A 24,874-nucleotide genomic window follows, 5' to 3' on the forward strand; every position below is an offset into this window, starting at 1 on the left:
AAATGGCTTCAAACAAAATACAATTCAGAAGTATTCATGAACTTAAAGATCCGGCTTTAAACAATAAGCTGGCTCAGAAAGAGTTTCAGGAAGAAATTCCGGTAGAAGATTTCCTTGGAGATGCTGAACAGAACGGATCTAGTACTTCAAGAAGAGATTTCTTAAAATTATTAGGTTTCTCTACTGCAGCGGTAACATTAGCTGCTTGTGAAGCACCCGTAATTAAAACAATTCCTTACGTGGTAAAACCACATGATATTATTCCGGGAGTTCCTAATTATTACGCTTCAACTTATTTTGATGGTTTCGACTTTGCTAGTGTTCTAGTAAAGACTCGTGAAGGTAGACCAATTAAAATAGAACCTAACCCAGCTGCAAAAGATTTGGGTAAAACCAATGCAAGAGCTCAGGCAAGTGTACTTTCTCTTTATGATAATGATAAAGTAAAACAGCCTAAACTAAACGGTAAAGACGAAACTTTCGATAAAGTGGATGATTTTGTTCTTAAAGGTTTGGCAGAAGCTCAGGCAGGAGGAAAGAAGATTGTGCTTTTATCTCATTCTTTGCCTTCACCTACTTTCAAAAAATTATTTTCTGAATTTAAAGCAAAATACCCTACAGCAGAATTAGTAACCTATGATGCTTTCCCTTACTCTGCAGCGCTTGATGCGGCTCAGGAGGTTTTCGGACAAAGAGCATTACCGGTTTATGATCTTTCAGCTACTGAATTAGTAGTTTCTTTCCAAGCAGATTTCTTAGGAGACTACAATGCTTCAAGTTTAGAAACTTCTTACGCAGCAGCTAGAAAACCGGGAAAAAATATGTTGAGACACATCCAAGTGGAATCAAACATGTCTTTAACAGGTGCTAATGCTGATTCAAGATACAGTTTAAAACCAAGTGCTGTAAACAAAACATTAGTTGAGGTTTACAACGCAATCGTAGGAGGTGGTACTTCTGATAAGACCGCATCTGAAATTGCAAAAGAAATATTGGCAAAAGGAAGCAAAGCTGTTGTTTTTGCTGATGGTTCTAAAGGAGCACAGGTTTTAGCACACTTAATTAACCAAAAATTAGGTTCAGTAGCTTTCACTGGTAAAGCTAACTTACTTAAAGAATTTGATAAAGCAAGATATCAGGAATTTTTAGGATGGATCAATGCAGGTCAGGTTGGAGTATTAATTGCCAACAATGTAGATCCTATCTACTCTCACCATAAAGGAGCTGATTTTGAAAAATCATTATCAAAAGTTCCTTATGTAATTGCAGTTGCTGATAAGAAAAATGCAATGTACAAAGCAGCGAAAGCTGTAATTCCTGTTGCTAACTGGCTAGAATCTTGGGGAGATATTGAACCTCAGACAGGAGCATATTCATTGATGCAGCCAACGATTCAGAAAATCTACAAATCAAGACAGATCGAAGAATCTCTATTGGTTTGGAAAAATGGTAAAAACAACGCTGCTAATAATTATTATGATTATTTAAAGGCGAATGCTACTTCTCTGTTAGCAGGCACTTCTTTCAATAAAGCATTGTACAATGGTATCAACGCTTCTGCCAATGCTACAACATTATCATATGCAGGAGGAAATGCTGCTCAGGCTATTGCTGAATTGAACAACTTCAAAGCTTCTGATCTAGAATTGGTATTATATACTAAGCCTTCTATGGGAGACGGAACTCAGGCAAATAACCCTTGGTTACAAGAATTACCTGACCCTATCACAAGAATGTCTTGGGATAACTATTTGACAATTTCTCTAAAAGATGCAGAAAGATTAGGAATCGAAAATGATCTTAATGCAAGAATGCAGTTAGACGGTTCCATCGTGAATCTTACTGTAGGTGGAGTAAAAATAGAAAACGTTCCTGTATTCATTCAACCTGGACAAGCTGAAGGATCTGTAGGTCTTGCACTTGGGTATGGTAAGAAAAACTCAGGAGCAACAGCTGATACAGGAGTAAATGCTTATCCTTTATTTGATGGTTCTAACTTAATTGTATCTAATGTTAAATTAGAAAAGACAGGTGAAGATCATGAATTTGCAGGTATCCAGCTTCAAAATACATTAATGGGACGTTATGAGATCGCTAAGGAAGTTCCTCTAGCTGATTTCTTAAACGTAGCATTTGATGACGAACATAAAGGATGGAATAAGCCTTTGGAATATCATACGATCAGCGGAGCTCTTCCGGCAAGAAAGATTGACCTTTGGGATGCTTTCGATGATACGGATGGACCTCACTTCAACTTATCAATCGACTTGAACTCTTGTACAGGTTGTGGAGCATGTATTATTGCTTGTCAGGCTGAAAACAACGTTCCTGTTGTTGGTAAAGAAGAGATCAGAATGTCGAGAGATATGTATTGGTTAAGAATTGACCGTTACTACTCTACTCAAGAGAAAGTTGAGGTATATGAAGGATTAAAAGAAGGTATGGCTGTTCCTGAACTTTATGGAAACAGAGTTCCTCTTCTTACCAGCGAGGGAGCATTAGATCACCCTGCAACAAATCCTGATGTGATTTTCCAGCCAGTAATGTGTCAGCACTGTAACCACGCTCCATGTGAAACAGTATGTCCGGTAGCGGCTACTTCACACAGTAAGCAAGGTCAGAACCACATGGCTTACAACAGATGTATCGGTACAAGATATTGTGCAAACAACTGTCCATATAAAGTAAGACGTTTCAACTGGTTTACTTATAACCTGAATGACAAGTTCGATTTCAACATGAACAACGATCTTGGAAGAATGGTACTAAACCCTGACGTAGTGGTTAGAACAAGAGGGGTTATGGAGAAATGTTCAATGTGTATCCAAATGACTCAGGCTACTATTCTTGAAGCTAAAAAAGAGAATAGAATTGTGAAGGACGGAGAGTTCCAGACAGCTTGTGCTAAAGCTTGTTCTACAGGTTCCATCAAGTTTGGAGACATGAATGACAAAGAGTCTGAAGTTAGAGAATTATACTCCAGCAACAGAAGATATTATTTACTTGAAGAGATCGGAACAAAACCAAACGTGTTCTATCATACTAAAGTAAGAAACAGAGTAGAAAAATAAAGTTTAAATAATAAATAGGTAAAAAATGTCAGGACATTACGAAGCTCCGATAAGGGAACCTCTAATTATTGGTCACAAAACTTATCACGATATCACAGAAGATATTGCACGACCTATCGAAGAAAGAGCAGGTAAATTATGGTGGATCTCATTATATGCAGCCTTAGTTCTATTCATCTATGGATTCGGGTGTATCGCTTATACTATCGGAACAGGTATTGGAGCATGGGGACTTAACAGAACTATTAACTGGGGTTGGGATATTACTAACTTCGTATGGTGGGTAGGTATTGGTCACGCCGGAACCTTAATCTCAGCGGTATTATTATTATTTAGACAGAGATGGAGAATGTCTGTAAACAGATCAGCAGAGGCGATGACGATCTTTGCGGTTGTACAGGCGGCTATCTTCCCGGTAATTCACATGGGTAGAGTTTGGGTAGGATATTGGGTATTCCCTTTACCGAACCAATTCGGTTCTCTATGGGGGAACTTCAACTCTCCACTACTTTGGGACGTATTTGCGATCTCTACGTATTTCTCAGTATCAACAGTATTCTGGTTCATGGGATTGATCCCTGACTTTGCAATGATCAGAGACAGAGCTAAAACGCCTTGGACTAGAAAAATTTATACATTCCTAGCATTCGGTTGGGGTGGTAAAGCAAAACACTGGCAAAGATTTGAAGAATTATCTTTGGTATTGGCAGGTTTAGCAACTCCACTTGTATTCTCAGTACACACTACCGTATCCTTCGACTTCGCCACTTCGGTAATTAAAGGATGGCACTCTACGATCTATCCTCCTTACTTCGTTGCCGGAGCAATCTTCTCAGGATTTGCAATGGTACAAACATTATTGTTAGTAGCGAGAAAGGTTTGTCACTTGGAAGACTATATTACTATGTATCATATCGAAATTATGAACATTGTAATCATTGTAACAGGTGGTATGGTTACTGTAGCTTATGCAACTGAATATTTCATCGGATGGTATTCCGGGTCAAGATTTGAAGACTTTACTTATCTATCTCCGGGTGCTGCTGTAGGACCTTACTGGTGGGCTTTCTGGTCATTGATCATCTGTAACCTTGTTATTCCGGCTTCTTTCTGGTTCAAGAGACTAAGAACGAATATTATCTGGACATTCATCGTTGCGTTAATCATCAACATCGGTATGTGGTTTGAGCGTTTTGATATCATCGTTATCAACCTTTCAAGAGACTACTTACCAGGATCATGGACGATGTTTAAGCCAACAATCATTGATGTGGGAGTATATTTAGGAACAATCGGATTCTTTTCTACATTATTCCTATTGTACGCAAGAACATTCCCTGTAATTGCACAGGCTGAATTAAAATCGATTTTGAAAATCTCAGGTGAAACTTATAAAGCAAAAGAAGGAGATGAGCACCACTAAAATTGTATACGGACTTTATGCTGATGACGACGATTTAATGAACGGCGTTAAAGCATTCAACGATAAAGGAATCAAAATTAACGAAGTTTATACTCCGTTTCCGGTTCACGGACTAGATAAAGCTTTAGGGTTAAAGAAAACAAGAATTTCTGATGCCGCTTTCATCTATGCTTGTTATGGGGTTACGATTGGTGCAACATTAACATGGTATGTAATGAACCACGACTGGCCTCAAAATATTGGGGGTAAACCAGCATTCGACTGGGGACACAATATGCCTGCATTCGTAGTTCCAATGTTCGAATTAATGGTATTCTGTGCTGCTCACATGATGTCATTGACTTTCTTAGTAAGAAATAAAATGTATCCTGGAGCTCCGGCACAAAACCCGGATCCTAGAACTACTGATGATAAATTCATGATGGAATTCGTAACTGAAGATGTAGAATCTGTAAAACAGTTACTCATTGAAACTGGAGTTGAAGAAATAACTGTTAAAGATGCTTAAAATGAAAAAGAATGTATTAAAAATTACAGCAGTTTTAGGTTTAACAACAGTTTTACTTAACTCTTGCGGACCAAAAGAAAATGTACCATTGGTATATTTCCCGGATATGTACTTTCCGGTAGCTTATGATCCATTGATGAAAGCTCAGGATGCTTATTCAGATCATGAAAATGAAATTCCTGCCTTTGTAAAAAATAATGGTGCAACAGGTCTTTCTCCAGTAGAAGGATCAGTAGCTCAAAATAAAGATGGTGTTTTTGAAGAAAGTTTACTTCCTAAAAACCCAGATCAGTATAATGCAGGCTATGATGCATCGAAAACATTAACTACTTCTCCTTTAAATCCTGCAAATGCAGCTAAAGATCTTGAAAGAGGGAAAATGTTGTTCGAGCGTACTTGTGCCGCATGTCATGGTGTAGGAGGAGATGGACAGGGACCAATTGTACAAAGCGGTGCTTTCTCAGGTGTACCAAACTATGCTGATAGAGAAATTACTGTAGGATCTGTTCATTATGTAATAACAAACGGTAGAAATGCAATGGGATCTTATGCAGGGCAATTGACCCCTGGAGACAGATGGAGAGTAGCAATGTATGTGATGAATGCTTTCAAAAAAGGAGCAGCAGCACCGGCAGCAGCTACAGCGACAACAGCAGAAGCTAAACCTGAAACTACTACCGAAACTAAAAAATAAGAAAAGAAATGTATAGTTTTTCACCAAAATTAAAATCAACCTCTATAATACTCCTTGCTGTAGGTTTAATTTTATTTGCTATTGGTTTCTTTATGAACAAAGGAATCACTACAGAACAAATTGAACACATGATGGAGGCTGTTCATTCTTCAGGACACAATGCACCTACTCACTCCAGTGAAATGGTAGGTCCTCAGGATCACACAGCTCATTTGGAACATGCAACTTTACAGGTTCATAACCAGCCTTTGGCATCGCTGCATTTTGTAGCTGTCTTTTTCTTTGGAGTGAGCTGTGCTGTATTATTCTTTTATTGTATTCAGCACGCTGCCCACGCAGGTTGGCCAATCATCATTACAAGAGTAATGGAAGCTATCGCTTCTTATATTCCTTATGGTGGTGCTATTTTGATCATCTTAATGATCTTAAACATTACTCATAATGGGCACCTATTCCACTGGATGGACCCTGAATTGACAGATCCAAACTCTCCACATTTTGACACCATCTTATTCGAAAAGAAAAAGTTCTTAAATATTCCGTTCTACGCATTCAGAACTATTCTTTATGTAGTGGGAGCATCGTTCTTTGCATGGAAATTAAAAGCTATGACTAAGAAAGTAGACGAGACAAAATCAAGAGTAGACTATCAAATGCTTTACAGATGGGCTGTTGGATACATCGTATTCTTCGGATTCTGTTCTGCTGCTTGGGCTTGGGACTGGTTGATGTCTATTGACCCTCACTGGTATTCTACCATGTATATTTGGTATTCAATGGTAAGCTGCCTGTCAAGTGGAATCGCTGTAATTATTCTTTTAAGTGTTTACTTGAAGAAAAACGGATTCTTACCTCAGTTCAATGATAACCACTTACACGATTTAGGAGTATTCCTTTTCGCAACAAGTATGCTTTGGACGTATACATGGTTTGCTCAATTCATGTTATACTGGTATGCAAACGTTCCGGAAGAGGTTAATTACTTCTTTGGAAGATTCCAGCACTACTCTCCTACATATTTACCAATGTTGATCATCAACTTCTTATTACCACTATTGGTATTGGTAAGTAGCAGCATCAAGAGAAACTACAAAGTAGTAACAACTATGGCTGTAGTAGTTCTTTTAGGACATATCTTAGATTACTTCAATATGGTAATGCCTGGAACAGTAGGCCCATACTGGAAAAATCCTGAAGTATTCATCTTGATCTTAGGAGCTATCCTATTCGTAGCGGGACTATTCATGTTCACTGTATTATCTGCACTATCTAAGTTGAAGTTAATCCCAACTGGAAACCCTTACTTACACGAATCTGAAATTTATGAGTATCCTTTCTAAGGACTTGTAACAAAATAAAACAATAAAAGACTGATTTTTAAGAAATCAGTCTTTTTTTATGGATATTCTTTGAGTAAAAACTGTTTTCAGGCAACCTTTTTAAAATTTAGGTGTCTTATCATTAGACTTCGGATTGATAACTATTAAAACTTACTCTTATGAAAAGAAATTATCTGTTATACATTGTGCTCTTATTCATTGCAAACTTTATTAATGCACAAACCATTACTTTCATTTCTGAAAACACCAACAAACCCTTACCCAAAGTTTCAGTCTTCGGAAAAGACGGAAGCATTTTAGCGTATTCCGATATCGATGGTAAAATTGATAGGCAAGCTTTAGCACCTTCACAGGAAAAGTTTCAGCTGGTTTATGACAACTATCCCATTGCAACCCTTTCCTATTCTGATTTTGATAAAGAAATCATTAAAATAGATGACAAAGTAAAAGAGATCGAAGCGGTTGTTATTAAAAATAATAAACCCGCAAAATATGTTTTTGTGAAAGGAAACTTCAATACCTATGTGACGCTCAATAATAAACTGAATTGTTATGCGGATGGAGTTGTTACCTACATTTTTGATAATAAATCTAAAAAACTAAAAAGCACACACATTGAACAATACAGAATTTTCAGATTAGAAAACGTAAATATGGATAGAAAGCAGCTTTCATCCTGGGATTATGGCACTTTCTTAGAAGTTCCGAAAATTAAAAATGTAGGCAATGTAGAAGAATATAAAACCAAGAATACAAGATTTAAAGAACTAAAAGGTAATCGTAAAGATGAAGTTGAAATTACCGGAGAAGCATTACAAAAAAAGGAATTTGCTTTATTCGGTTATCGATTCTTTGATTTCAGAAGCATTCTAAATATTGCCTATGAAAAAGATTCCAAAAAAACACTGAAAGACCTTCTGGAGTATAATGAAATTGAATTTTTAAAATTAAAACATAAAAGTGAACCCGAATATAATGCAGTAGTTGTTTATAGTAACTTCTATCCTACAGAATTAGATTTCGGGAACAACAATGATATAGAAAAAATAAAATTCAGCGCCAACAACAGTAACTATCAGAATAATTTCTGGGAAGATTCTTCATTTCCAAATATGCAGACTGTTTTCAGTTCATATTTCAAAGATGATCTAAAAGAGAAACAAAATTCCAGAACAGCAGCAGTTAAATAATAATTATAGATTCAAAATATATAGTTATGAAAAAAAATCTTCAAATAGTATTCATTTTCTTTTTTGCCGTAATCAATGCACAAAATACGGCGAACCGGTTTTTCTATGAATTAACCTATAAACCCAATAAAGATTCTGTAAAACTGGAAAAAGAAATGATGACTTTAGACATTGATCAGAACAAATCTGTCTACCAGTCTTACGAGTTTATTGCATTGGATTCATTGGGCAACGTCATGATAACAGAATCAATGAAAAACGGTAATATGCCAGATACAAAGACCCTGGAAAGAAAAAAGCAAACGAAATTTGTTCATAGGATCTTTAAAAATTATCCCATCCAGGAAATCACTTATAAAGATCAAATCTTAATGGATTATTATTCTTATCGGGAGAATCCTAATCTTATCTGGAAAATTTCAGATGAGAAACAAAAAATAGGAATCTATAATACTCAAAAAGCAACAACTGATTTTGGAGGAAGAAAATGGACGGCATGGTTCACTACAGAAGTTCCTTTCCAGGATGGGCCTTACAAATTTTATGGACTTCCGGGATTGATTGTAAAAATTGAAGACAATGAGAAAAACTACTCTTGGGAGCTTAAAGGCAATAGGAAAATAGATCATATAAAAGACACTCTATATATGGAAGGTTTCATTAAGCAGTCAGGACTATCAAGCTCAAAAGAAATTACAAAAGAAAAATTCCTTGAGAAATACGAACAATATAAGAAAGATCCTTTGGCAAGTATGAAGCAGCTGTTTTCTCAACTTCCGGCAGGTGTTGAACTGCCCGACAATTCTTCCATAACAGAGAAGATGCGCGAGGCGGAGAAAAAAATGAAAGAAGAGCTGGCAAAAAACAACAATAGTATAGAGATACAGGAAAAAATAAATAAAAGAAAATAAAAATACCTACTAGTAAAGGATTTTATTAAATTTGTAGCAAACCGAATAAAATGAAAAAGTTTTCTTTTCTACTTATTTTAAGTTTGCTGCTTTTTACAGCATGTAAAAAAGATCATGTGGACGCCACCAATACCAAGACCTTACAGTCCAGTATTAATGATATGGCATCCAGCCTTCCTACTATTAAACAGATCAAGTTTAATGAAGCATTGTACATTCTGAAAACCTTCGGAGTAGAAGCAGACGGAGACATTAATGAACTGAAGGCTCTCGGCCAACTGATCAATGGGAAAAAAGTTCCTGAAATCATGGCAATGGCAGATCAGGTAGCTCAAAAAAATGGAATTGAATGGGCAAGTACGGCCCCTCCTTCATTAGGAGAGATGAATATTTTTGGGGATGAAAAAGCCAAAGAAAGTGATCCTAATGACATAAAAGCAAACTCTTTAAGCATCATAACAAGACCTACCGGAGACAACGGAGAAGGTGCAACAGCGATCCAGATCATCCCAAGATTGGTAGACAATGCAGGAACTCCTGTTGCATTTACGGGTGCCGGACTGGAAACTACTTTGGAAGTTTTCAGTAATGGGGTGAAACTTTCAACAGCTAAAAACTTAATGCAGGATAATAATTTCAAAGGATTCAATCTAAAATTCTCATCGATTCCTGCTTCAAAGGTGGTTGACAATAAAATCGACATTACTGTAACAGTAAAAACAACAGCTAAAACATTCAAAATGTCAAAAATAGGATTAGATGTGAATTCTTCTGCATTGAATGTTCCTGCGCCGCCAAAAGTAGATTCTACAGTTGTAAATCAGAATCCGGCAGTTATTGATCCTAATAACCCGAATGCCAATCCAGCCAACCCTACAGACCCGAATGCTACTCCGGCTACTCCAAAACAACCATCCGCAGACCCGAAAGCTACAGTAAACAAGTTTTTAAATAATGTGAGTTCTCAAAACCTGAAGGCAGCATTTGATGCTTCAAGCAACCCAAGCTGGGGAAGCTATGAGTCTTTCTCCAATCCTACCTCGGGATTTGGGTCTATCAAAAATGTAAGTGTAAAAAATATCACCACTAATGCATCCAATCCTAATAATGCAAGTGTGAATGCTACTTACGATGTAACAGACAAAAATGGAAGAGTAACTTCACTGAAAGCCACTTTCGGGCTTAAAAATGTAAATGGAGACTGGAAAATTTCCAGCTATAAAATCAATCCGTAAATGGCTTCACAGGAACTGATCAGAAAATTAGAAGAAACCATAGAAAATATTCCTGATTTTCCCATCCCGGGAATTCAGTTCAAAGATATATCTCCTATATTCCTGAACCCTAAACTGTATGAAGAGGTGATTGAGGACCTCGTTGCTTTCAGTAAGGGAAAGGTAGATGCCGTTTGTGGAATAGAAAGCCGCGGTTATTTATTTGGAATTGCAATTGCTGTTGCTTTGGAAGTTCCATTTATTTTGATCCGGAAAAAAGGAAAACTTCCACCACCCATTATTTCGGAAAAATATGACCTGGAATATGGAAGTGCAGAAATAGAAACCCGCGAAGGGCAAATCCAGAAAGGACAGCGTATTCTGATCCATGACGATTTATTGGCAACAGGAGGAACTACAGAAGCAGCAGCTAAACTTGTAGAAAAGCAAGGAGCCAATGTTTCCCAATTCAGTTTTTTAATTGGATTGAAAGGGTTGAATGGAGATGAAAAGCTAAAAAAATTCAGCGCAGAAGTCTATCATATTTTAGAATATTAAAGATTTTCAAACTTTATAGATACAGGTGCTTTGAGAACTCGTTTTCAAAGCATTTTTATTTAATATCTTGAAAATTCTCATAATTAACAGGAATATTATCACTTATCGACTATCATTTATCAATTATCTATGCAAAGTATTTTGTAAATCATTCAGAAACAATTAAATTTGCAGTTCAATTTTTAAGAATTTATGGCAAAACTTACAAAGAATGCTCAGAACGAGCAAGAAGGTAAAGAAACAGTGGAGTTTTTTAAAGATCTTGATAAAGAAGCTTTAAATACTGAAAGATTCCTTGAAAGATATTCAAAACCGTTGAGTATCATCTTTGGGGTATTGATATTAGGGGTATTAGGTTTTTTCGCCTATAAGCAATTCATTGTGGCTCCTCAAAATGCTGAAGCAGTAAAAAGCTTCCTTGCCGCACAAAAAAACCTTAGCCAAGGAAAAGATAAAGAAGCTTTAGGAGGAAACTCTGCAGCCAACCCTGGATTCAAAGGTACATACAATGAGTATCCTTCTACAAAAGTGGGTAAACTTTCAGCTTATAATGCGGGTTTATTGAAATTCAAAGAAGGTAAATTCCAGGAAGCCTACGATCTTTTAGACAAATTTTCATCTGATAACAAAGCATTGATGGCTATGAAATATGGCGCAATGGCAGATGCAAAATCAGGTCTTAATAAAAATGATGAGGCTCTTTCTCTTCTTGATAAAGCAGCATCTGCTTCTGACGATCCTTATACTACGTATTATTTTACAAGAAAAGCTGGTATTCTGGCATTAGGATTAAATAAAAAATCTGAAGCTAAGAAATATTTTGCAACTATTGATGAAAAGTATCAGGATTATGACAACGGAATGTCTGATTCTTATATTGAAATGACTAAATATTATTAATATATGGCAACAGTTAATCTTTCAGATTACAAGCCACTTCATATAACCAATGCCGAAGATTTTTCTATCGGCATTGTTTTTTCTGAGTGGAATGATTTTGTAACCTACAATCTTCGTGACGCTGCTTTGGAAATTCTTGAAAAAGAAGGTGTAAAAGCTGGAAACATTAAACTTTTTCCGGTTCCTGGAGCATTTGAACTGAACTATGCGAGCATGCAGCTTTGCAAGGAAAGAAAATACGATGCAGTAATCGCTATCGGATGTGTTATTCGTGGGGAAACTCCGCATTTTGATTATGTATGTTCCGCAGTAGCGCAGGGAATTAAAGACTGTAACATCCTAACAGATACCCCAACAATCTTCTGTGTGCTTACAGATGACACCAAAGAACAATCTATTGCCAGAAGCGGTGGAGACTTGGGAAACAAAGGAGTTGAAGCAGCTGTAACAGCTTTAAGAATGATCGATTTTAAAAAGAAACTCTCCGATAAAAAAGGAAACATCGGTTTCGGAAACGCATAATTGATCATAAATAATAATAGAAAGGCCATTTTTAATGGTCTTTTTTTATTTCATTAATGCTAATTGGAAATAATATAAATTATGCAACAATAGCACGTTTTTATTTTTTTTTATTAATCAAACCTCTACAAAAACTATCTTTGCGAAATTAATATACAGTTAACGTATGTATTTACAAAAAATAAAGCCCTTTATCTATTTAGGTGGTTTTTACCTTTTGCTTTCTTTGATCATAAGAATTGTATTTTTCTTCCATCCCATTACTACAGCCAGCTTTGGGGTATTTGAAATCATAAAGGTCTTATTGCTGGGAATGGTGAATGACGTATTTGTATTCATTCCGGCAAGTTCTTTTTTGGTATTGTATTTTTTATTCTTGTCGAATTCAAAATATAAAAATCCTTACGGCTATATTATTTTGAGCATTTTAGTTCTTCTTTTTCTGTATATTTTATTAATTCCTAATAATATTTTCAGGCAATATGGTGGCCCTGTCACCAAAGTCGCCTTAATCTTTGTAGGAATAAAAGCTTTCTTTTTCGGGTTAATGCTCTTTTTACCTACCAAAAGGATTCAAATCCGTAACGTTCTTTATTGCATTATCATTTCACTCTATGTATTACTGATTGTTTTTAATGCGGTAAGTGAATATTTCTTCTATAATGAATTCGGTGTCCGTTATAACTTTATCGCAGTGGACTACCTGATCTATACCAATGAAGTCATCGGGAATATTATGGAAAGCTATCCCGTTGCTCCGCTTTTTATTGCTATCTTTTTAATAACCGCAGGAGTTACATGGTTCATCTATAAAAAAACCAAAGATGAGCTTCTAACATTGCCTAACCTGAAGCAAAAGTTTGGCTTGTTAAGCATGTACATTGTCTCTGTAGGAATCAGTTTAGTAGTCCTTCCCGCAACAGAACAAATAAGATCATCCAATGTTTTTGCTAATGAAATCCAGGCCAATGGAATTCCGAAATTTTACTGGGCATTTACGCATAACGAACTTGATTACTTCCAGTTTTATTCCCAGATCGATCAAAAACAGGCGGAACAGAATTTTTTAAGTCAGTATCCACAGCATACTCTTACAAGAAATATCATTTCCGAACAGCCGGAACTTAAAAAGAATGTGGTTCTAATTTCCATTGAAAGCTTATCTGCCGATTTTATGGAACATTATGGAAATACCCAAAAAGTAACTCCATTTCTTGACAGTCTTGCCAATCAGTCATTGATGTTTACCAATCTGTATGCTACCGGAAACAGAACGGTGCGTGGCTTAGAAGCTTTAACGCTTTGTATTCCGCCAACAGCTGGAGAAAGCATCATTAAAAGAGATGACAATAAGAATAAGTTTACCACAGGAAGTGTTTTCAAATCCAAAGGCTATGATGTAAAGTTCCTATACGGAGGTTACAGCTATTTTGATAATATGGAAGACTTCTTTGGTGGAAACGGCTATGATATTGTAGACAGAAATAGCTTTAAACCTGAGGAAATCACTTTTGCCAATGTTTGGGGGGTTGCAGATGAAGATATGGCTAAAAAAGCTATTCAGGTCATGAATCAGGAAGCAAAATCCGGAAAACCTTTCTTCAATCACTGGATGACAGTTTCAAACCACAGACCTTTCACTTATCCTGATGGAAGGATTGATATTCCCGGAAATGCAAAATCCCGTGACGGAGGCGTAAAATATACCGATTATTCCATCAGAAAATTCTTTGAAATGGCTAAGAAACAGGATTGGTATAAAAACACGGTATTTGTGATCATTGCAGACCACTGCGCATCCAGTGCAGGAAAAACCGAGCTCCCAATGGATAAATACAGAATTCCTGCGATGATATTCTCTGAAGGTTTCGTACAACCTCAGAAATTTGATCAACTGATGTCTCAGATCGATGTGATGCCCACTCTTTTCGGAATGTTGAATTTCAGCTATACATCCAAGTTTTTAGGACAGGATGTCTTCAAACCGGAATTCCAACCTAAAGCGTATGTTGCCACTTATCAGGATTTGGGATTGATAAAAGATAATCACTTAACGATTATCTCCCCCGTTAAAAAGGCGAAGCAATATTCATTAGTTCCTGAGAAAAACAATCTGACTCCGGAGTTTAATATTTACTACGACGAAAATTTATTGAAGACACCTGAGCAAAAGCTGATTATCGATGCAGTTTCTGCTTATCAGTCAACATCATATTGGTTAAAGACCAAACAGCTTAATCGGTAATCAAATGAGGAATAAAACGGCTTTGGTTATTCGTGATCAGGTGAGCACTTGCTCTGATCCCGATTCCGGCAGGTTCCTGGCCAATCACCCAACTGCCGATAACAGGATAATTTCCATCAAAATTAGGAAGATTAAATAATTGCTGATAAATGAATCCTTCCTTTCCATATGCTCCGGAGTTCTGCTCAATCGGAAGGTTATTTTTATGTAAGGTTACATTCGCTCCTTCTCTTGAATAGATAGGTTTTTTAGCAAAATCTTTCAGATGGCGCGGCTCAAAATAAGATTCCAATAAATAAGGATGATTAGGATACATCTCCCAAAGAATCGGTAAAATAGCTTTGGAAGAAAGAAGAATCTTCCAGGCAGGCTCAATCCACTGAGATCTGAAACCATTTCTTACCAGCTTTTCTCCAAAACCGTCTTCCAGGATCCACTCATAAGGATACAATTTAAAAATGTATTCCATGATAGATCTGTCTGCTGCTATAAACTCTTCAATATCTTCTGCCCAGCCAATGTCCTGGATCGGAATAAACTCTGTTTCAAATCCTGCCTGTGCTGCACAATCACGCATATATTCTACATTCGTAACATCCTCAATATTGGTCAAAGATGCAAAATAGATATAATGCGGATTCATATAGTTTTTAAGATATTTCCAGTAATCAATCAATTTTTCATGAATAGAGTTGAATTGATCTTTATCCGGAAACAACTCCTGAAGCCAATACCATTGGATGACTGAAGCCTCATAAAGCGAGGTAGGAGTATCGGCATTAAACTCAAGTAATTTTAAATTTTTACCATCAAATCCTAAATCAAATCGTCCATAAATAGAGGGGTGATCTTCTTCCCAAGTTGTAATGATATAATTTCTGAATGATTCCGGAATATTGAATCGATACCAGAGATTCTTAGATATCACATAATCAACCGCCTCCAGGCACATTTGCCATAGTTCGGAAGTTGCTTTTTCTATTGTGTTGATTTCCTCTAAAGAAAATTCATAATGATGACTTTCGTCCCAGTACAGACCTTCTAAAGAATGATAGCCGAATCCTAAACTTTCCAGTTTATGTTCCCAATCCTTACGGATCACTGATGGTAATCTTTTCATAATTTATGATGATGCTCTGAATCCGCTTCTTCCCAATACCCCTCTTGAAATACTTCCTTTATATGTATTTCTTCCAAGATTGGATTTTGAACTTATGGCATCACTGTAATATCCGGCTTTCTGATATGCCCCGTTATTATAAAATCCATAAGGTCTGAATGCATGATACCAAAAATATCCGGGAACAAAACCATGAGTTCTTGTATAAGACGCTGTAGTATCAGATCTCATATATACTTTTTTCTCATTATTCCATTCTCCTTTGGGCTTCTCCTGGGAACAGGCAGCTAATACCCCGGTAACAAAAAGTAATTTTATAGAGCTAGACTTTTTCATGATTATTGAACCGTTATATAAAATTCATAGTCCTTTTTGACATTGGTCGTATGTTCATAGCCGTCCTTATCTCCCACTTCCATGATGGAATCTTTCAAACCCGGAATAGTATCTCTTTTTATAATTTCTCTTACAAGCTTATTGTCTTTCCACACTTTGTGTTTGGTAATAAGAACATCTGCGGTATCTATATGCTGTACCGAAAGCTCAGTTTCAATGGATGCATTTTTATCTACACTGCTCACTTCATCTTCTTTGACCTCTTTCTCATTACAGGCGGTTAACGAAATTACTCCCAGAACCAAAAAATAATACTTAATTTTTCTCACTTTTTAATCGTAAATTTTCACAAAAGTAATTATAATAATGATTTTAATTTTAAATTTACAAACAAAAATTATTTTACTATGAAATGGACAGACGACAGAGGTGGTAATGTAGAAGACAGACGAGGACTGGGAGGCAGTGGTGCCATTGTAGGTGGTGGACTCGGAACTCTTATTATCGCTGCAATTGTATTTTTCTTAGGAGGCGACCCATCCTCTATCCTTTCTTCCGGAATGGGAAACAGTTCTCCTCAAACCGAGCAAAGAGAACTCAATGCCAATGAAAAAAAGATTGGAGAGATGGTAGACATGATGGGAAAATGGAATATCATTACTTGGAATCAGATTTTCAAAGAAAATGGAATGAATTATACTCCTCCTAAAATCGTACTTTTTGAAAACACAACCCAATCAGGCTGTGGAACAGCACAATCTGCCATGGGACCGTTTTATTGTCCGGCCGACCAAACTGTTTATATGGATATGAGTTTCTTTAATGAGCTACAACAGCGGTTTGGCGCACAAGTTACAGAGTTTACTGTTGCTTATGTTCTTGCTCATGAAGTTGGCCATCATGTCCAAACACTTTTAGGAACCACTCAAAAAGTAGATGCTTTAAGAAGAAGCGGAAGATATTCTGAAGCGGACATGAACAGGGTCTCTGTTGCCACCGAATTACAGGCAGATTTTTATGCAGGAGTTTGGGCCAGACAAACAGACAATAGAGAAAAGATTTTAGAACCAGGAGATATTGAAGCCGCAATAGAAGCAGCGCAGGCTGTTGGAGACGATAATATCCAAAAAAGATCACAAGGATATGTAGATCAGGAAAGTTTTACTCATGGCTCATCTGCTCAGCGTAAAGAATGGTTCATGAAAGGATATAATACCGGAGATATCAGACAAGGAGACACCTTCAATCAACTTTTGAGATAAGCTTGATTAATAGATAAAAATTAAACCCTGAAGAAATTCTTCAGGGTTTTTTATTATTGCAATTCGATTGGATTACTGTTTTTCTTTACCTCTTCTTTGATTCTATCCTCCATTCTTTTTCTCATCTCAGCAGGATTTTGATTTCCGCCGCCAAAGCCGCCACCGCCACCACGGTTTCCTCCTCCGATTCTGGTCTGATTAAAGCCACCACTTTGGCCCTGGCTCATGAAAGACATCGGATCTTCTATGAATTTTTTCTGCTGCTTCACAAAATCAGCTCTTTTTACCTTAACGGTATTTCCAAACTGATTCAAAGTAGGAAATTCTGCAATTTTAAAATTTTTCATTAAATCAAAAGAATAATCCCCTTTATCATCCTCCACTTTTACAATCAGTCCAGGAAGTCCCCCGAATTTGTAGGGTCCATCCTGATAAGGCAGATCAGTAGTGAACCAAGCGGTCCATTTTCTCCCTGCAAAGTCTGTTTCGGCTTTCTGCACTTTATACTCACCTATTTTTGTAGTTTCGGAGGAAATCTTCCAGTTCAGCGGTCTGTCTTCTTCATAACTGTAAATATCCCTTCCTATCCTGTCTTTAAAAAAGGTTTTCTGATTGGTTTTATCTTTTTCAACGGTGTAATTGATATTGGATCTTAAACTTTCCATCTGATCTCTGTTGATACTTCCTCTTCCGCCACCTCCCTGAAATGCTTTTTGCAAAATAGAGTCTCTTTTTATCCTGTTTTCAGAATAAAAAACTGATTTTTCCGGGGAAATATCCAAATATGCATTTTCTGTTGTTACATTTTTGGGATCAGAAGCGTCTGATTTCATGGTTACCTGATACACAAACCTGTTGGTCTGGGCAAAAACAGTCTGCATGAATAGCGCTAAAGCAATGATGCCTAATTTTTTCATTGTACGGTTAATTTAGTATTTGGATTTCAAAATATTATCAAAGTTAAAGCCATCAATAATAAAAATCGATAAAATAAAAATGCCGATTTGAATTTCCTAATTATTGTTCGTATTTTTGCATCATTAAATCATTCTAAATAAATACAATGATAAAAGTATCAGATTACGCAAAGGAAAAAGCCATCCAGCTGATGACGGAAGATGGTTTTAACCCTGCTAACGATTATATAAGAGTAGGAGTAAAAAGCGGAGGATGCTCTGGTTTAGAATATGTTTTGAAGTTTGACAATCAAAAAATGGATACAGACCAGATTTTTGAAGACAATGGAATCAAAATTATTGTAGATAAAAAATCAATTCTCTACTTAGCAGGGACAACTCTGGAATATTCCGGAGGATTGAATGGAAAAGGATTTGTTTTTAACAATCCGAATGCAGCCAGAACGTGTGGTTGCGGAGAAAGTTTTAGCTTGTAAAATACAAAAGATTAAAAGACATTAACTGTCTGAAATCTAACACAATATAATGAGTAAATATACCGAAGACGATTTACGCGTCGACTTAGAAAATAAAAAATATGAATTCGGTTGGGAAACCAAAATTGATTATGAAGATTTCCCGATTGGTTTAAATGAGGATATCATCCGTGCCATCTCTGCAAAAAAAGAGGAACCGGAATGGATGACAGAATGGCGTTTGGAGTCTTTCAGAATCTGGCAGAAAATGGAAGAACCAACCTGGGCTAATATTAAATACGAAAAGCCTGACTTTCAGGCTATCCGTTATTATGCAGCGCCCAAAGTAAAACCGGAATTGGCAAGTTTAGATGAGGTAGATCCTGAATTATTAAAAACTTTTGAAAAATTAGGGATCAATATCGAAGAGCAAAAAAGACTTTCAGGAGTTGCCGTGGATATTGTGATGGACTCTGTTTCTGTGAAAACAACCTTCCAGGATACATTGGCAGAAAAAGGAATTATTTTCTGTTCCATTTCCGAGGCTATCAAAAATCACCCTGATCTGGTTAAAAAATATCTTGGAAAAGTAGTTCCGAGAGCAGATAATTTTTATTCTGCATTAAATTCCGCAGTTTTCTCTGACGGAAGTTTCTGCTATATTCCAAAAGGAGTAAGATGTCCAATGGAGCTTTCAACGTACTTCCGTATTAATCAGGCGGGAACAGGACAGTTTGAAAGAACGCTTGTGATTGCTGATGAAGGAAGTTATGTTTCATATCTTGAGGGATGTACAGCACCGTCAAGAGATGAAAACCAGCTTCACGCTGCCGTTGTAGAGCTTATTGCAATGGATGATGCGGAAATTAAATATTCAACGGTTCAGAACTGGTATCCAGGGAATGAAGAAGGAAAAGGAGGAGTTTTCAACTTTGTAACGAAAAGAGGGCTTTGTGAGAGAAACGCAAAAATCTCCTGGACACAAGTAGAAACCGGTTCTGCTGTAACATGGAAATATCCGTCTTGTATTTTGAAAGGTGATGGCTCAATCGGAGAGTTCTACTCTATCGCTGTTACCAATAATTACCAGTATGCGGATACAGGAACCAAAATGATCCATATCGGAAAGAATACGAGATCTACCATTATTTCAAAAGGGATCTCCGCAGGAAAATCCAACAACTCATACAGAGGATTGGTAAAAGTGATGCCTTCTGCAAAAGGGGCCAGAAACTTCTCGCAATGTGATTCTTTATTGATGGGTAATGAATGTGGAGCACATACTTTCCCTTATATTGAAATTAAAGATCCTTCTGCACAGTTGGAGCACGAGGCTACGACTTCAAAAATCGGAGAAGACCAGATCTTCTACTGCAACCAGAGAGGAATTGACACAGAAAGAGCAATCGCTTTGATTGTAAACGGTTTCAGCAAAGAAGTTTTGAATAAGCTTCCTATGGAATTTGCTATTGAAGCGCAGAAATTATTGGAAATCTCATTAGAAGGATCTGTTGGATAAGAACAATATGATAGCTACAGAAAGATTAATTTTAAGAAAGCCTGCCAAAGAAGATTTTGAAAGATTTTTTGCAATTAATCATGATCCCAAGACCAATATGCATAACCCAAACGGACCGATGAGTTTCGAAAAAGCAGAAGGTACATTTGCCAGAATGCTTGATCATTGGGAAAAGTATGATTTCGGAGGTTGGACTATTGTTGAAAAAAACAATCCCGAAAACATCATAGGTTTTGGTGGGCTGAGCTATAAATTGTACGGTGAAGAGGAAAAATTAAATTTGGGCTATCGTTTCGCTCCCGAAGCGTGGGGAAAAGGGTATGCCACAGAATTTTCAAAGAAAACTATCGCTTTCGGGTTTAATGAGATCAACAAAGAAGAAATATTCGGAGTTGTTCGTCCGGACAATATTGCATCTGTGAAGGTTTTAGAAAAATCAGGGATGAGCCTGATCGGAAAGCTTGATGATGTTCCCGGACAACCGGAAAGTTTAATATATATCATTCAAAAATAATTGGTTTAAGCAAATAAAATGTTAGAAATAAAAAACCTACACGCCAAAATTGAAGATGGCGCAGAAATTTTAAAAGGAATCAATCTTGAAATAAAGCCGGGAGAAGTTCACGCCATTATGGGACCGAACGGAGCTGGTAAATCTACTCTTTCTTCTGTAATTGCAGGTAAAGAAGATTATGAAATTACAGACGGAGAAATTATTTTCGAAGGGGAAAACATTAATGAAGATGCTCCAGAAGAGAGAGCTCATAAAGGGATCTTCCTTTCTTTCCAATATCCGGTAGAAATTCCTGGTGTTTCTGTAACTAACTTTATCAAAGCTGCTTTAAACGAAAACAGAAAAGCAAACGGATTGGAAGAAATGCCGGCTAAAGAAATGTTGGGAATGATCCGTGAAAAATCTGAAAAACTAGGAATCAAAAAAGATTTCCTTTCCAGGTCTTTAAATGAAGGATTTTCCGGCGGTGAGAAAAAAAGAAACGAGATCTTCCAGATGATGATGCTGAATCCTAAATTGGCTATTCTTGATGAAACAGATTCAGGATTAGACATTGATGCATTAAGAATTGTTGCAGATGGTGTAAACCATTTTAAAAATGAAGGAAATGCAGTTCTTTTGATTACCCACTATCAAAGATTGCTTAACTATATCCAACCGGACTTCGTTCACGTATTAGCAGACGGAAAAATCATCAAAACAGGTGATAAATCTCTTGCTTTAGAATTGGAAGCAAAAGGATACGACTGGCTTTTGAATTAATCAGAACCAGAGAAAAACGGGAAACTGTTCCCCATTGAAACAATATTATTTTAAATATATAAATAAGGTGTGATGGCCGAAATATCAATAATGGCTTTATACGAACAAATTACAGACAACCACGATCAATTTCTGGAGAGCCTTCGTCACAGATTTTTGGATGAAGACAGAAAAGCTGCTCTTCAAAAATTTGAAAACATTGGTTTTCCGACAAAAAAAGACGAAGAATATAAATATACCAACCTAAGGGAGATTACCGAGAAAGAGTATAACTTTTTCCCGAAAGAAAGTCATAACATCACTAAAGAACAGCTGGACCAGCTTCATTTGGGTGAGGAAAATTTCGACTGGATCACTTTCGTGAATGGTAAGCTCCATAAAGAGTTGTCAAAGATCTCCATTGAAAATGTGGAGTTTCTTTCATTCAACTATGCTTTGAATGATGAAAAACATAAAGAGGTTTTTGATACCTATTTCAATACAATAGCTTCTAAGGATTCTGCTTTCACGAACTTAAATCTTGCTTACTGCAAATATGGTTTCTTTTTGAAAGTTCCTAAGAATGTGGTGATTGAAAGACCAATCCACGTTTTTTATCTTTCACAAAACCAGGAAGAAAACACATTCTACAATACAAGAAACCTACTGATCGTAGAAGAAGGAGCAAAAGTAGAAGTGATTGAAAGTCATCATAATTTTGATGATACTTATGTATTGACGAATTCCGTAACGGAGATTTTCACCTATCCAAATGCAAAAGCAGACTGGCATAAACTTCAGAATGACAATGATACTTCTTACCTGATCGATAATACTTTTGCAAAACAGGAAAAAGACAGTTTAACTACTGTAAATACATTCTCTTTTGGAGGTAAACTGGTAAGAAATAACCTGGATTTCATTCACAACGGGCAAAATATCAATTCATTTATGAATGGTATCACGATCATTGGTAAAGATCAGTTGGTAGATCACCACACTGCTGTTCATCATAATCAGCCTAACTGTGAAAGCTACCAAAACTATAAAGGAATCTTCAAAGACAAAGCTCATGGAGTATTCAACGGAAAGGTTTTCGTAGATAAAATTGCTCAGAAAACAAATGCTTACCAGCAAAATAATAACGTTTTACTAAGTGAAGGTGCTACGATTGATACTAAACCTCAATTAGAGATCTTTGCAGACGATGTAAAATGTTCTCACGGCTGTACCGTAGGGCAATTGAATGAAGATGCCTTATTCTACTTAAGAGCAAGAGGAATCTCTAAAAAAGAAGCTCAGGCTTTATTGTTATATGCATTTGCTAATGATGCGATGCAAAACATTGATATTGAACCTTTAAAAGAAAAAATATCTAAATTATTAGCTGAAAAGCTTGAGGTAGATATTGAATTTTAATAAATAATTGATCCATAAAAAAGCACTTCTTTTGAAGTGCTTTTTATTTTTTGATATTATTATAGAATATTATTTCTTCAACCAGGATTGATTATCTTTTTTATCAGAACGTTTTACCCCGTTATCAATATTGTAGGCAAATCCTACCCCTAAAGTTTGTTTTAACTGTGTTTTCTTGATCTGGTTATGATCATACAACAGGTCTAAAGTAACATTCGAAGAAATATACTTATTGATTTTCATATTCAGCACGGCTCCATAAGCAAGCACCAGTCTTTCAGGGTGGTCCAAATAGTTTGAAAATACAGAACCGGTATTCAGTAAAGTGATATTCTCCATGATCTGCAATTTATAAATAGCTGTTCCCAGGAATCCGAATTGGAATAATGATGAATCTCCATCATTCTTTAAACCATAAGTTCCTGCATGTTGCAAATCTTTATCCAGCACAAATGTCCATCTTGCATTGGCAGGACGTAAGGTCATCGTAAAGTTGTCATTAGGGCGATATGTAACGCCTGCCCCAACATTTACGTATCCCGGAGCCATAAAGTTAGACAGTTTAGCCGCCTCAGGATTATTTCCGTCTTCATATCCCGGTGCGAACTGAGTTTGCAAACTTGCTCCCATTGAATAATACCAGCTTTTAGCAAATTCTCTTCCGTAATTGGTAGAAAGGTTAATCACATCCTGAGTCTTTCTTGTTCCTACTCCTTTTGTATTGTTTTGCCCATATCCAAGAACAATAATGTTTTCCCAAAGATCCTTCCCTTTTTCATACGTAAGGTTATAGTTAACGCCGGCAAGCCATCCTACATTGTTGGCTCCGCCTCCCACCCAATTGGAGAAGGCTGCCTGATTCAGCATTAATGTATTTTGCCCTTGAATAGACCATGCTTTTGTAGTATCTACAACTGCCGCATCCGTTTTTGTTTCCTGTGCAGTTACACTCATTCCCAACGAAATAGAAACGATGAATAAAAGTTTTTTCATATCTAAAGATTTTCAGTGCAAAAATAAAAATATAATTTTTTTTCTCACACAATTCACTATGGAATGAATACTTTAACCAAGCAGATTCTCAAAAAAGATCTCATTAAAAGCAAATTAAATGACAAAATATTTTACTTTAAAATTAAAAGTTGCTTAAAATCATAACCTTTTGTCTTAAAACCAACCAAATGATACGAAACATCGCCAATTTTTCCGAAATTTATCATTGGCTTTTCATTTGACATGAATATCCTATGCTGAAAAATGTAATATCAAAAAGAGCTGTCATCAACCCATTGCTAATGCTTGCTGCAATGTGGTTCGGTTACTTTTTACAAATGCACGGCTTTTTCGATAGCTGCTTCGGAGCCATTATTCCTTTATTGCCGGAAGGTTTATTAGGAGTAATTACGTCTCCTCTACTTCACGGAAATATAGATCATATCATAAGTAATTCTATACCTATTGCCGTATTGATGTTTCTTTTATATCAATTCTATCCCTTGGTCGCCAATAAGGTTTTCATTATCGGATGGTTAGCAACAGGGCTACTAGTATGGCTTCTACCTCCTATTGACATTCTTACAGGTGAATATTTGTATACCTGCACTATTGGAGCAAGTGGTGTCGTTTATGTTCTCGCTTTTTTCCTTTTTTTCAGCGGAATTTTCAAATGGAATATGAAGCTTCTCACGATTTCTCTGCTTGTAGTTTTATACTACGGAAGTTTGGTTTGGGGAATGTTTCCGGAAGAATTGTTCTATAATCTGAGTGAGCCCAGCAAAATTTCGTGGCAGGCCCATCTTTCCGGTGCTGTCGTGGGAAGTATTATTGCCTTCGTTTTTAAAAATGTGGGGGAAAGAAAGAAAAAATATATTTGGGAATTTCCTAATTATTACAGCGAAAAAGATGATAAACTTTGGCAGGAATACAAAGAAAAACACCCCGAAGACTTCCTGGAACTCCCCTATAAAAAAAGAGATGAAATCTGGGATCATTTAGAAGAGCTTAGGAAAAGGTAG

Annotated in this window: 24 protein-coding genes; 19 read left to right on the plus strand and 5 right to left on the minus strand. The window is 36.5% G+C overall.

Annotated features, from left to right (window positions below):
* The first annotated feature begins 2 nt into the window (after positions 1 to 2).
* The 12 genes from EGI05_RS15555 (at position 3) to EGI05_RS15610 (ending at position 14,576) form a co-directional block, all read left to right on the plus strand.
* Positions 3 to 3,071, plus strand: coding sequence for a TAT-variant-translocated molybdopterin oxidoreductase (locus EGI05_RS15555; RefSeq protein WP_123263945.1), 3,069 nt, complete (start codon positions 3 to 5; stop codon positions 3,069 to 3,071).
* 25 nt (positions 3,072 to 3,096) lie between these two features.
* Positions 3,097 to 4,494 (plus strand): NrfD/PsrC family molybdoenzyme membrane anchor subunit, encoded by a 1,398-nt coding sequence (nrfD, locus tag EGI05_RS15560; protein ID WP_123263946.1) that lies wholly within the window; start codon positions 3,097 to 3,099, stop codon positions 4,492 to 4,494.
* Positions 4,481 to 5,002 carry a DUF3341 domain-containing protein gene (locus EGI05_RS15565; RefSeq protein ID WP_047098680.1) on the plus strand — a complete coding sequence of 174 codons (522 nt, stop codon included), beginning with the start codon at positions 4,481 to 4,483 and terminating at the stop codon, positions 5,000 to 5,002. Before nrfD ends, EGI05_RS15565 begins: the two co-directional genes overlap by 14 nt.
* The gene (locus EGI05_RS15570; protein ID WP_123263947.1) at positions 4,995 to 5,696 is read left to right on the plus strand and encodes a c-type cytochrome; all 702 of its coding nucleotides are present in this window, start codon (positions 4,995 to 4,997) and stop codon (positions 5,694 to 5,696) included. The genes EGI05_RS15565 and EGI05_RS15570 overlap by 8 nt, the downstream gene beginning before the upstream one ends.
* 8 nt (positions 5,697 to 5,704) lie before the next feature.
* Positions 5,705 to 7,036, plus strand: coding sequence for a quinol:cytochrome C oxidoreductase (locus EGI05_RS15575; RefSeq protein WP_123263948.1), 1,332 nt, complete (start codon positions 5,705 to 5,707; stop codon positions 7,034 to 7,036).
* Positions 7,037 to 7,194: 158 nt separating this feature from the next.
* Positions 7,195 to 8,226 (plus strand): hypothetical protein, encoded by a 1,032-nt coding sequence (locus tag EGI05_RS15580; RefSeq protein ID WP_123263949.1) that lies wholly within the window; start codon positions 7,195 to 7,197, stop codon positions 8,224 to 8,226.
* Positions 8,227 to 8,252: 26 nt separating this feature from the next.
* Positions 8,253 to 9,137 (plus strand): GLPGLI family protein, encoded by an 885-nt coding sequence (locus EGI05_RS15585; RefSeq protein WP_123263950.1) that lies wholly within the window; start codon positions 8,253 to 8,255, stop codon positions 9,135 to 9,137.
* A gap of 50 nt (positions 9,138 to 9,187) precedes the next feature.
* Complete coding sequence (locus EGI05_RS15590; protein WP_123263951.1) at positions 9,188 to 10,372, plus strand: hypothetical protein; 1,185 nt, start codon at positions 9,188 to 9,190, stop codon at positions 10,370 to 10,372.
* Positions 10,373 to 10,909 (plus strand): adenine phosphoribosyltransferase, encoded by a 537-nt coding sequence (locus tag EGI05_RS15595; protein WP_123263952.1) that lies wholly within the window; start codon positions 10,373 to 10,375, stop codon positions 10,907 to 10,909. It abuts the gene before it with no gap.
* Between the two features lie 192 nt (positions 10,910 to 11,101).
* Positions 11,102 to 11,809: a YfgM family protein gene (locus tag EGI05_RS15600; RefSeq protein WP_123263953.1), complete on the plus strand. Its 708-nt coding sequence runs from the start codon at positions 11,102 to 11,104 to the stop codon at positions 11,807 to 11,809.
* Between the two features lie 3 nt (positions 11,810 to 11,812).
* Positions 11,813 to 12,331 (plus strand): 6,7-dimethyl-8-ribityllumazine synthase, encoded by a 519-nt coding sequence (gene ribH, locus EGI05_RS15605; RefSeq protein ID WP_123263954.1) that lies wholly within the window; start codon positions 11,813 to 11,815, stop codon positions 12,329 to 12,331.
* Positions 12,332 to 12,497: 166 nt separating this feature from the next.
* Complete coding sequence (locus EGI05_RS15610) at positions 12,498 to 14,576, plus strand: LTA synthase family protein (protein ID WP_123263955.1); 2,079 nt, start codon at positions 12,498 to 12,500, stop codon at positions 14,574 to 14,576.
* On the opposite strand, the gene EGI05_RS15615 is transcribed toward EGI05_RS15610, so the two are convergent.
* Genes EGI05_RS15615 through EGI05_RS15625 form a run of 3 tightly spaced genes read right to left on the minus strand, consistent with a single transcriptional unit; the run spans position 14,566 to position 16,361 of the window.
* Entirely contained in the window at positions 14,566 to 15,696 is a 1,131-nt protein-coding gene (locus EGI05_RS15615) for a glutathionylspermidine synthase family protein (RefSeq protein WP_123263956.1), read from the minus strand. The two genes, EGI05_RS15610 and EGI05_RS15615, sit on opposite strands and share 11 nt — an antisense overlap.
* 3 nt (positions 15,697 to 15,699) lie before the next feature.
* Entirely contained in the window at positions 15,700 to 16,032 is a 333-nt protein-coding gene (locus EGI05_RS15620) for a hypothetical protein (RefSeq protein WP_123263957.1), read from the minus strand.
* Between the two features lie 2 nt (positions 16,033 to 16,034).
* The gene (locus EGI05_RS15625) at positions 16,035 to 16,361 is read right to left on the minus strand and encodes a hypothetical protein (protein ID WP_123263958.1); all 327 of its coding nucleotides are present in this window, start codon (positions 16,359 to 16,361) and stop codon (positions 16,035 to 16,037) included.
* Positions 16,362 to 16,439: 78 nt separating this feature from the next.
* Here EGI05_RS15625 and ypfJ point away from each other — a divergent pair, with 78 nt between their 5' ends.
* Entirely contained in the window at positions 16,440 to 17,294 is an 855-nt protein-coding gene (gene ypfJ / locus EGI05_RS15630) for a KPN_02809 family neutral zinc metallopeptidase (RefSeq protein WP_123263959.1), read from the plus strand.
* Positions 17,295 to 17,347: 53 nt separating this feature from the next.
* Here the strand turns inward: ypfJ and EGI05_RS15635 are convergent, their stop codons facing one another.
* Entirely contained in the window at positions 17,348 to 18,211 is an 864-nt protein-coding gene (locus tag EGI05_RS15635; RefSeq protein ID WP_123263960.1) for a GLPGLI family protein, read from the minus strand.
* Between the two features lie 146 nt (positions 18,212 to 18,357).
* On the opposite strand from EGI05_RS15635, the gene EGI05_RS15640 reads away from it, so the two are divergent.
* The 5 genes from EGI05_RS15640 (at position 18,358) to sufD (ending at position 22,859) form a co-directional block, all read left to right on the plus strand.
* Positions 18,358 to 18,687, plus strand: a complete 330-nt coding sequence (locus EGI05_RS15640) for a HesB/IscA family protein (protein ID WP_123263961.1) — start codon at positions 18,358 to 18,360, stop codon at positions 18,685 to 18,687.
* A gap of 49 nt (positions 18,688 to 18,736) precedes the next feature.
* Positions 18,737 to 20,185: a Fe-S cluster assembly protein SufB gene (gene sufB, locus EGI05_RS15645; protein WP_123263962.1), complete on the plus strand. Its 1,449-nt coding sequence runs from the start codon at positions 18,737 to 18,739 to the stop codon at positions 20,183 to 20,185.
* A gap of 7 nt (positions 20,186 to 20,192) precedes the next feature.
* A complete protein-coding gene (locus EGI05_RS15650) occupies positions 20,193 to 20,699 on the plus strand; it encodes a GNAT family N-acetyltransferase (protein ID WP_123264388.1) in 507 nt (168 codons plus the stop codon).
* 18 nt (positions 20,700 to 20,717) lie between these two features.
* On the plus strand, positions 20,718 to 21,461 hold the full coding sequence (gene sufC / locus EGI05_RS15655; RefSeq protein WP_123263963.1) for a Fe-S cluster assembly ATPase SufC: 744 nt from the start codon (positions 20,718 to 20,720) through the stop codon (positions 21,459 to 21,461).
* 90 nt (positions 21,462 to 21,551) lie between these two features.
* Positions 21,552 to 22,859: a Fe-S cluster assembly protein SufD gene (gene sufD, locus EGI05_RS15660; RefSeq protein WP_185144983.1), complete on the plus strand. Its 1,308-nt coding sequence runs from the start codon at positions 21,552 to 21,554 to the stop codon at positions 22,857 to 22,859.
* Positions 22,860 to 22,928: 69 nt separating this feature from the next.
* On the opposite strand, the gene EGI05_RS15665 is transcribed toward sufD, so the two are convergent.
* Positions 22,929 to 23,852 (minus strand): DUF3078 domain-containing protein, encoded by a 924-nt coding sequence (locus EGI05_RS15665; RefSeq protein WP_123263964.1) that lies wholly within the window; start codon positions 23,850 to 23,852, stop codon positions 22,929 to 22,931.
* A gap of 254 nt (positions 23,853 to 24,106) precedes the next feature.
* Here EGI05_RS15665 and EGI05_RS15670 point away from each other — a divergent pair, with 254 nt between their 5' ends.
* Positions 24,107 to 24,874 (plus strand): rhomboid family intramembrane serine protease, encoded by a 768-nt coding sequence (locus tag EGI05_RS15670; RefSeq protein ID WP_123263965.1) that lies wholly within the window; start codon positions 24,107 to 24,109, stop codon positions 24,872 to 24,874.

It is taken from the genome of Chryseobacterium daecheongense, assembly GCF_003729955.1.
In the GTDB taxonomy this organism is placed as follows: Bacteria; Bacteroidota; Bacteroidia; order Flavobacteriales; family Weeksellaceae; genus Chryseobacterium; species Chryseobacterium daecheongense.

What these genes read in the sequence shown, in the direction of transcription:
- EGI05_RS15555 (WP_123263945.1), top strand. Translation starts at nt 3, where the DNA reads ATGGCTTCAAACAAAATACAATTCAGAAGTATTCATGAACTTAAAGAT.
- nrfD (WP_123263946.1), top strand. Translation starts at nt 3,097, where the DNA reads ATGTCAGGACATTACGAAGCTCCGATAAGGGAACCTCTAATTATTGGT.
- EGI05_RS15565 (WP_047098680.1), top strand. Translation starts at nt 4,481, where the DNA reads ATGAGCACCACTAAAATTGTATACGGACTTTATGCTGATGACGACGAT.
- EGI05_RS15570 (WP_123263947.1), top strand. Translation starts at nt 4,995, where the DNA reads ATGCTTAAAATGAAAAAGAATGTATTAAAAATTACAGCAGTTTTAGGT.
- EGI05_RS15575 (WP_123263948.1), top strand. Translation starts at nt 5,705, where the DNA reads ATGTATAGTTTTTCACCAAAATTAAAATCAACCTCTATAATACTCCTT.
- EGI05_RS15580 (WP_123263949.1), top strand. Translation starts at nt 7,195, where the DNA reads ATGAAAAGAAATTATCTGTTATACATTGTGCTCTTATTCATTGCAAAC.
- EGI05_RS15585 (WP_123263950.1), top strand. Translation starts at nt 8,253, where the DNA reads ATGAAAAAAAATCTTCAAATAGTATTCATTTTCTTTTTTGCCGTAATC.
- EGI05_RS15590 (WP_123263951.1), top strand. Translation starts at nt 9,188, where the DNA reads ATGAAAAAGTTTTCTTTTCTACTTATTTTAAGTTTGCTGCTTTTTACA.
- EGI05_RS15595 (WP_123263952.1), top strand. Translation starts at nt 10,373, where the DNA reads ATGGCTTCACAGGAACTGATCAGAAAATTAGAAGAAACCATAGAAAAT.
- EGI05_RS15600 (WP_123263953.1), top strand. Translation starts at nt 11,102, where the DNA reads ATGGCAAAACTTACAAAGAATGCTCAGAACGAGCAAGAAGGTAAAGAA.
- ribH (WP_123263954.1), top strand. Translation starts at nt 11,813, where the DNA reads ATGGCAACAGTTAATCTTTCAGATTACAAGCCACTTCATATAACCAAT.
- EGI05_RS15610 (WP_123263955.1), top strand. Translation starts at nt 12,498, where the DNA reads ATGTATTTACAAAAAATAAAGCCCTTTATCTATTTAGGTGGTTTTTAC.
- EGI05_RS15615 (WP_123263956.1), bottom strand. Translation starts at nt 15,696, where the DNA reads ATGAAAAGATTACCATCAGTGATCCGTAAGGATTGGGAACATAAACTG.
- EGI05_RS15620 (WP_123263957.1), bottom strand. Translation starts at nt 16,032, where the DNA reads ATGAAAAAGTCTAGCTCTATAAAATTACTTTTTGTTACCGGGGTATTA.
- ypfJ (WP_123263959.1), top strand. Translation starts at nt 16,440, where the DNA reads ATGAAATGGACAGACGACAGAGGTGGTAATGTAGAAGACAGACGAGGA.
- EGI05_RS15635 (WP_123263960.1), bottom strand. Translation starts at nt 18,211, where the DNA reads ATGAAAAAATTAGGCATCATTGCTTTAGCGCTATTCATGCAGACTGTT.
- EGI05_RS15640 (WP_123263961.1), top strand. Translation starts at nt 18,358, where the DNA reads ATGATAAAAGTATCAGATTACGCAAAGGAAAAAGCCATCCAGCTGATG.
- sufB (WP_123263962.1), top strand. Translation starts at nt 18,737, where the DNA reads ATGAGTAAATATACCGAAGACGATTTACGCGTCGACTTAGAAAATAAA.
- EGI05_RS15650 (WP_123264388.1), top strand. Translation starts at nt 20,193, where the DNA reads ATGATAGCTACAGAAAGATTAATTTTAAGAAAGCCTGCCAAAGAAGAT.
- sufC (WP_123263963.1), top strand. Translation starts at nt 20,718, where the DNA reads ATGTTAGAAATAAAAAACCTACACGCCAAAATTGAAGATGGCGCAGAA.
- sufD (WP_185144983.1), top strand. Translation starts at nt 21,552, where the DNA reads ATGGCTTTATACGAACAAATTACAGACAACCACGATCAATTTCTGGAG.
- EGI05_RS15665 (WP_123263964.1), bottom strand. Translation starts at nt 23,852, where the DNA reads ATGAAAAAACTTTTATTCATCGTTTCTATTTCGTTGGGAATGAGTGTA.
- EGI05_RS15670 (WP_123263965.1), top strand. Translation starts at nt 24,107, where the DNA reads ATGCTGAAAAATGTAATATCAAAAAGAGCTGTCATCAACCCATTGCTA.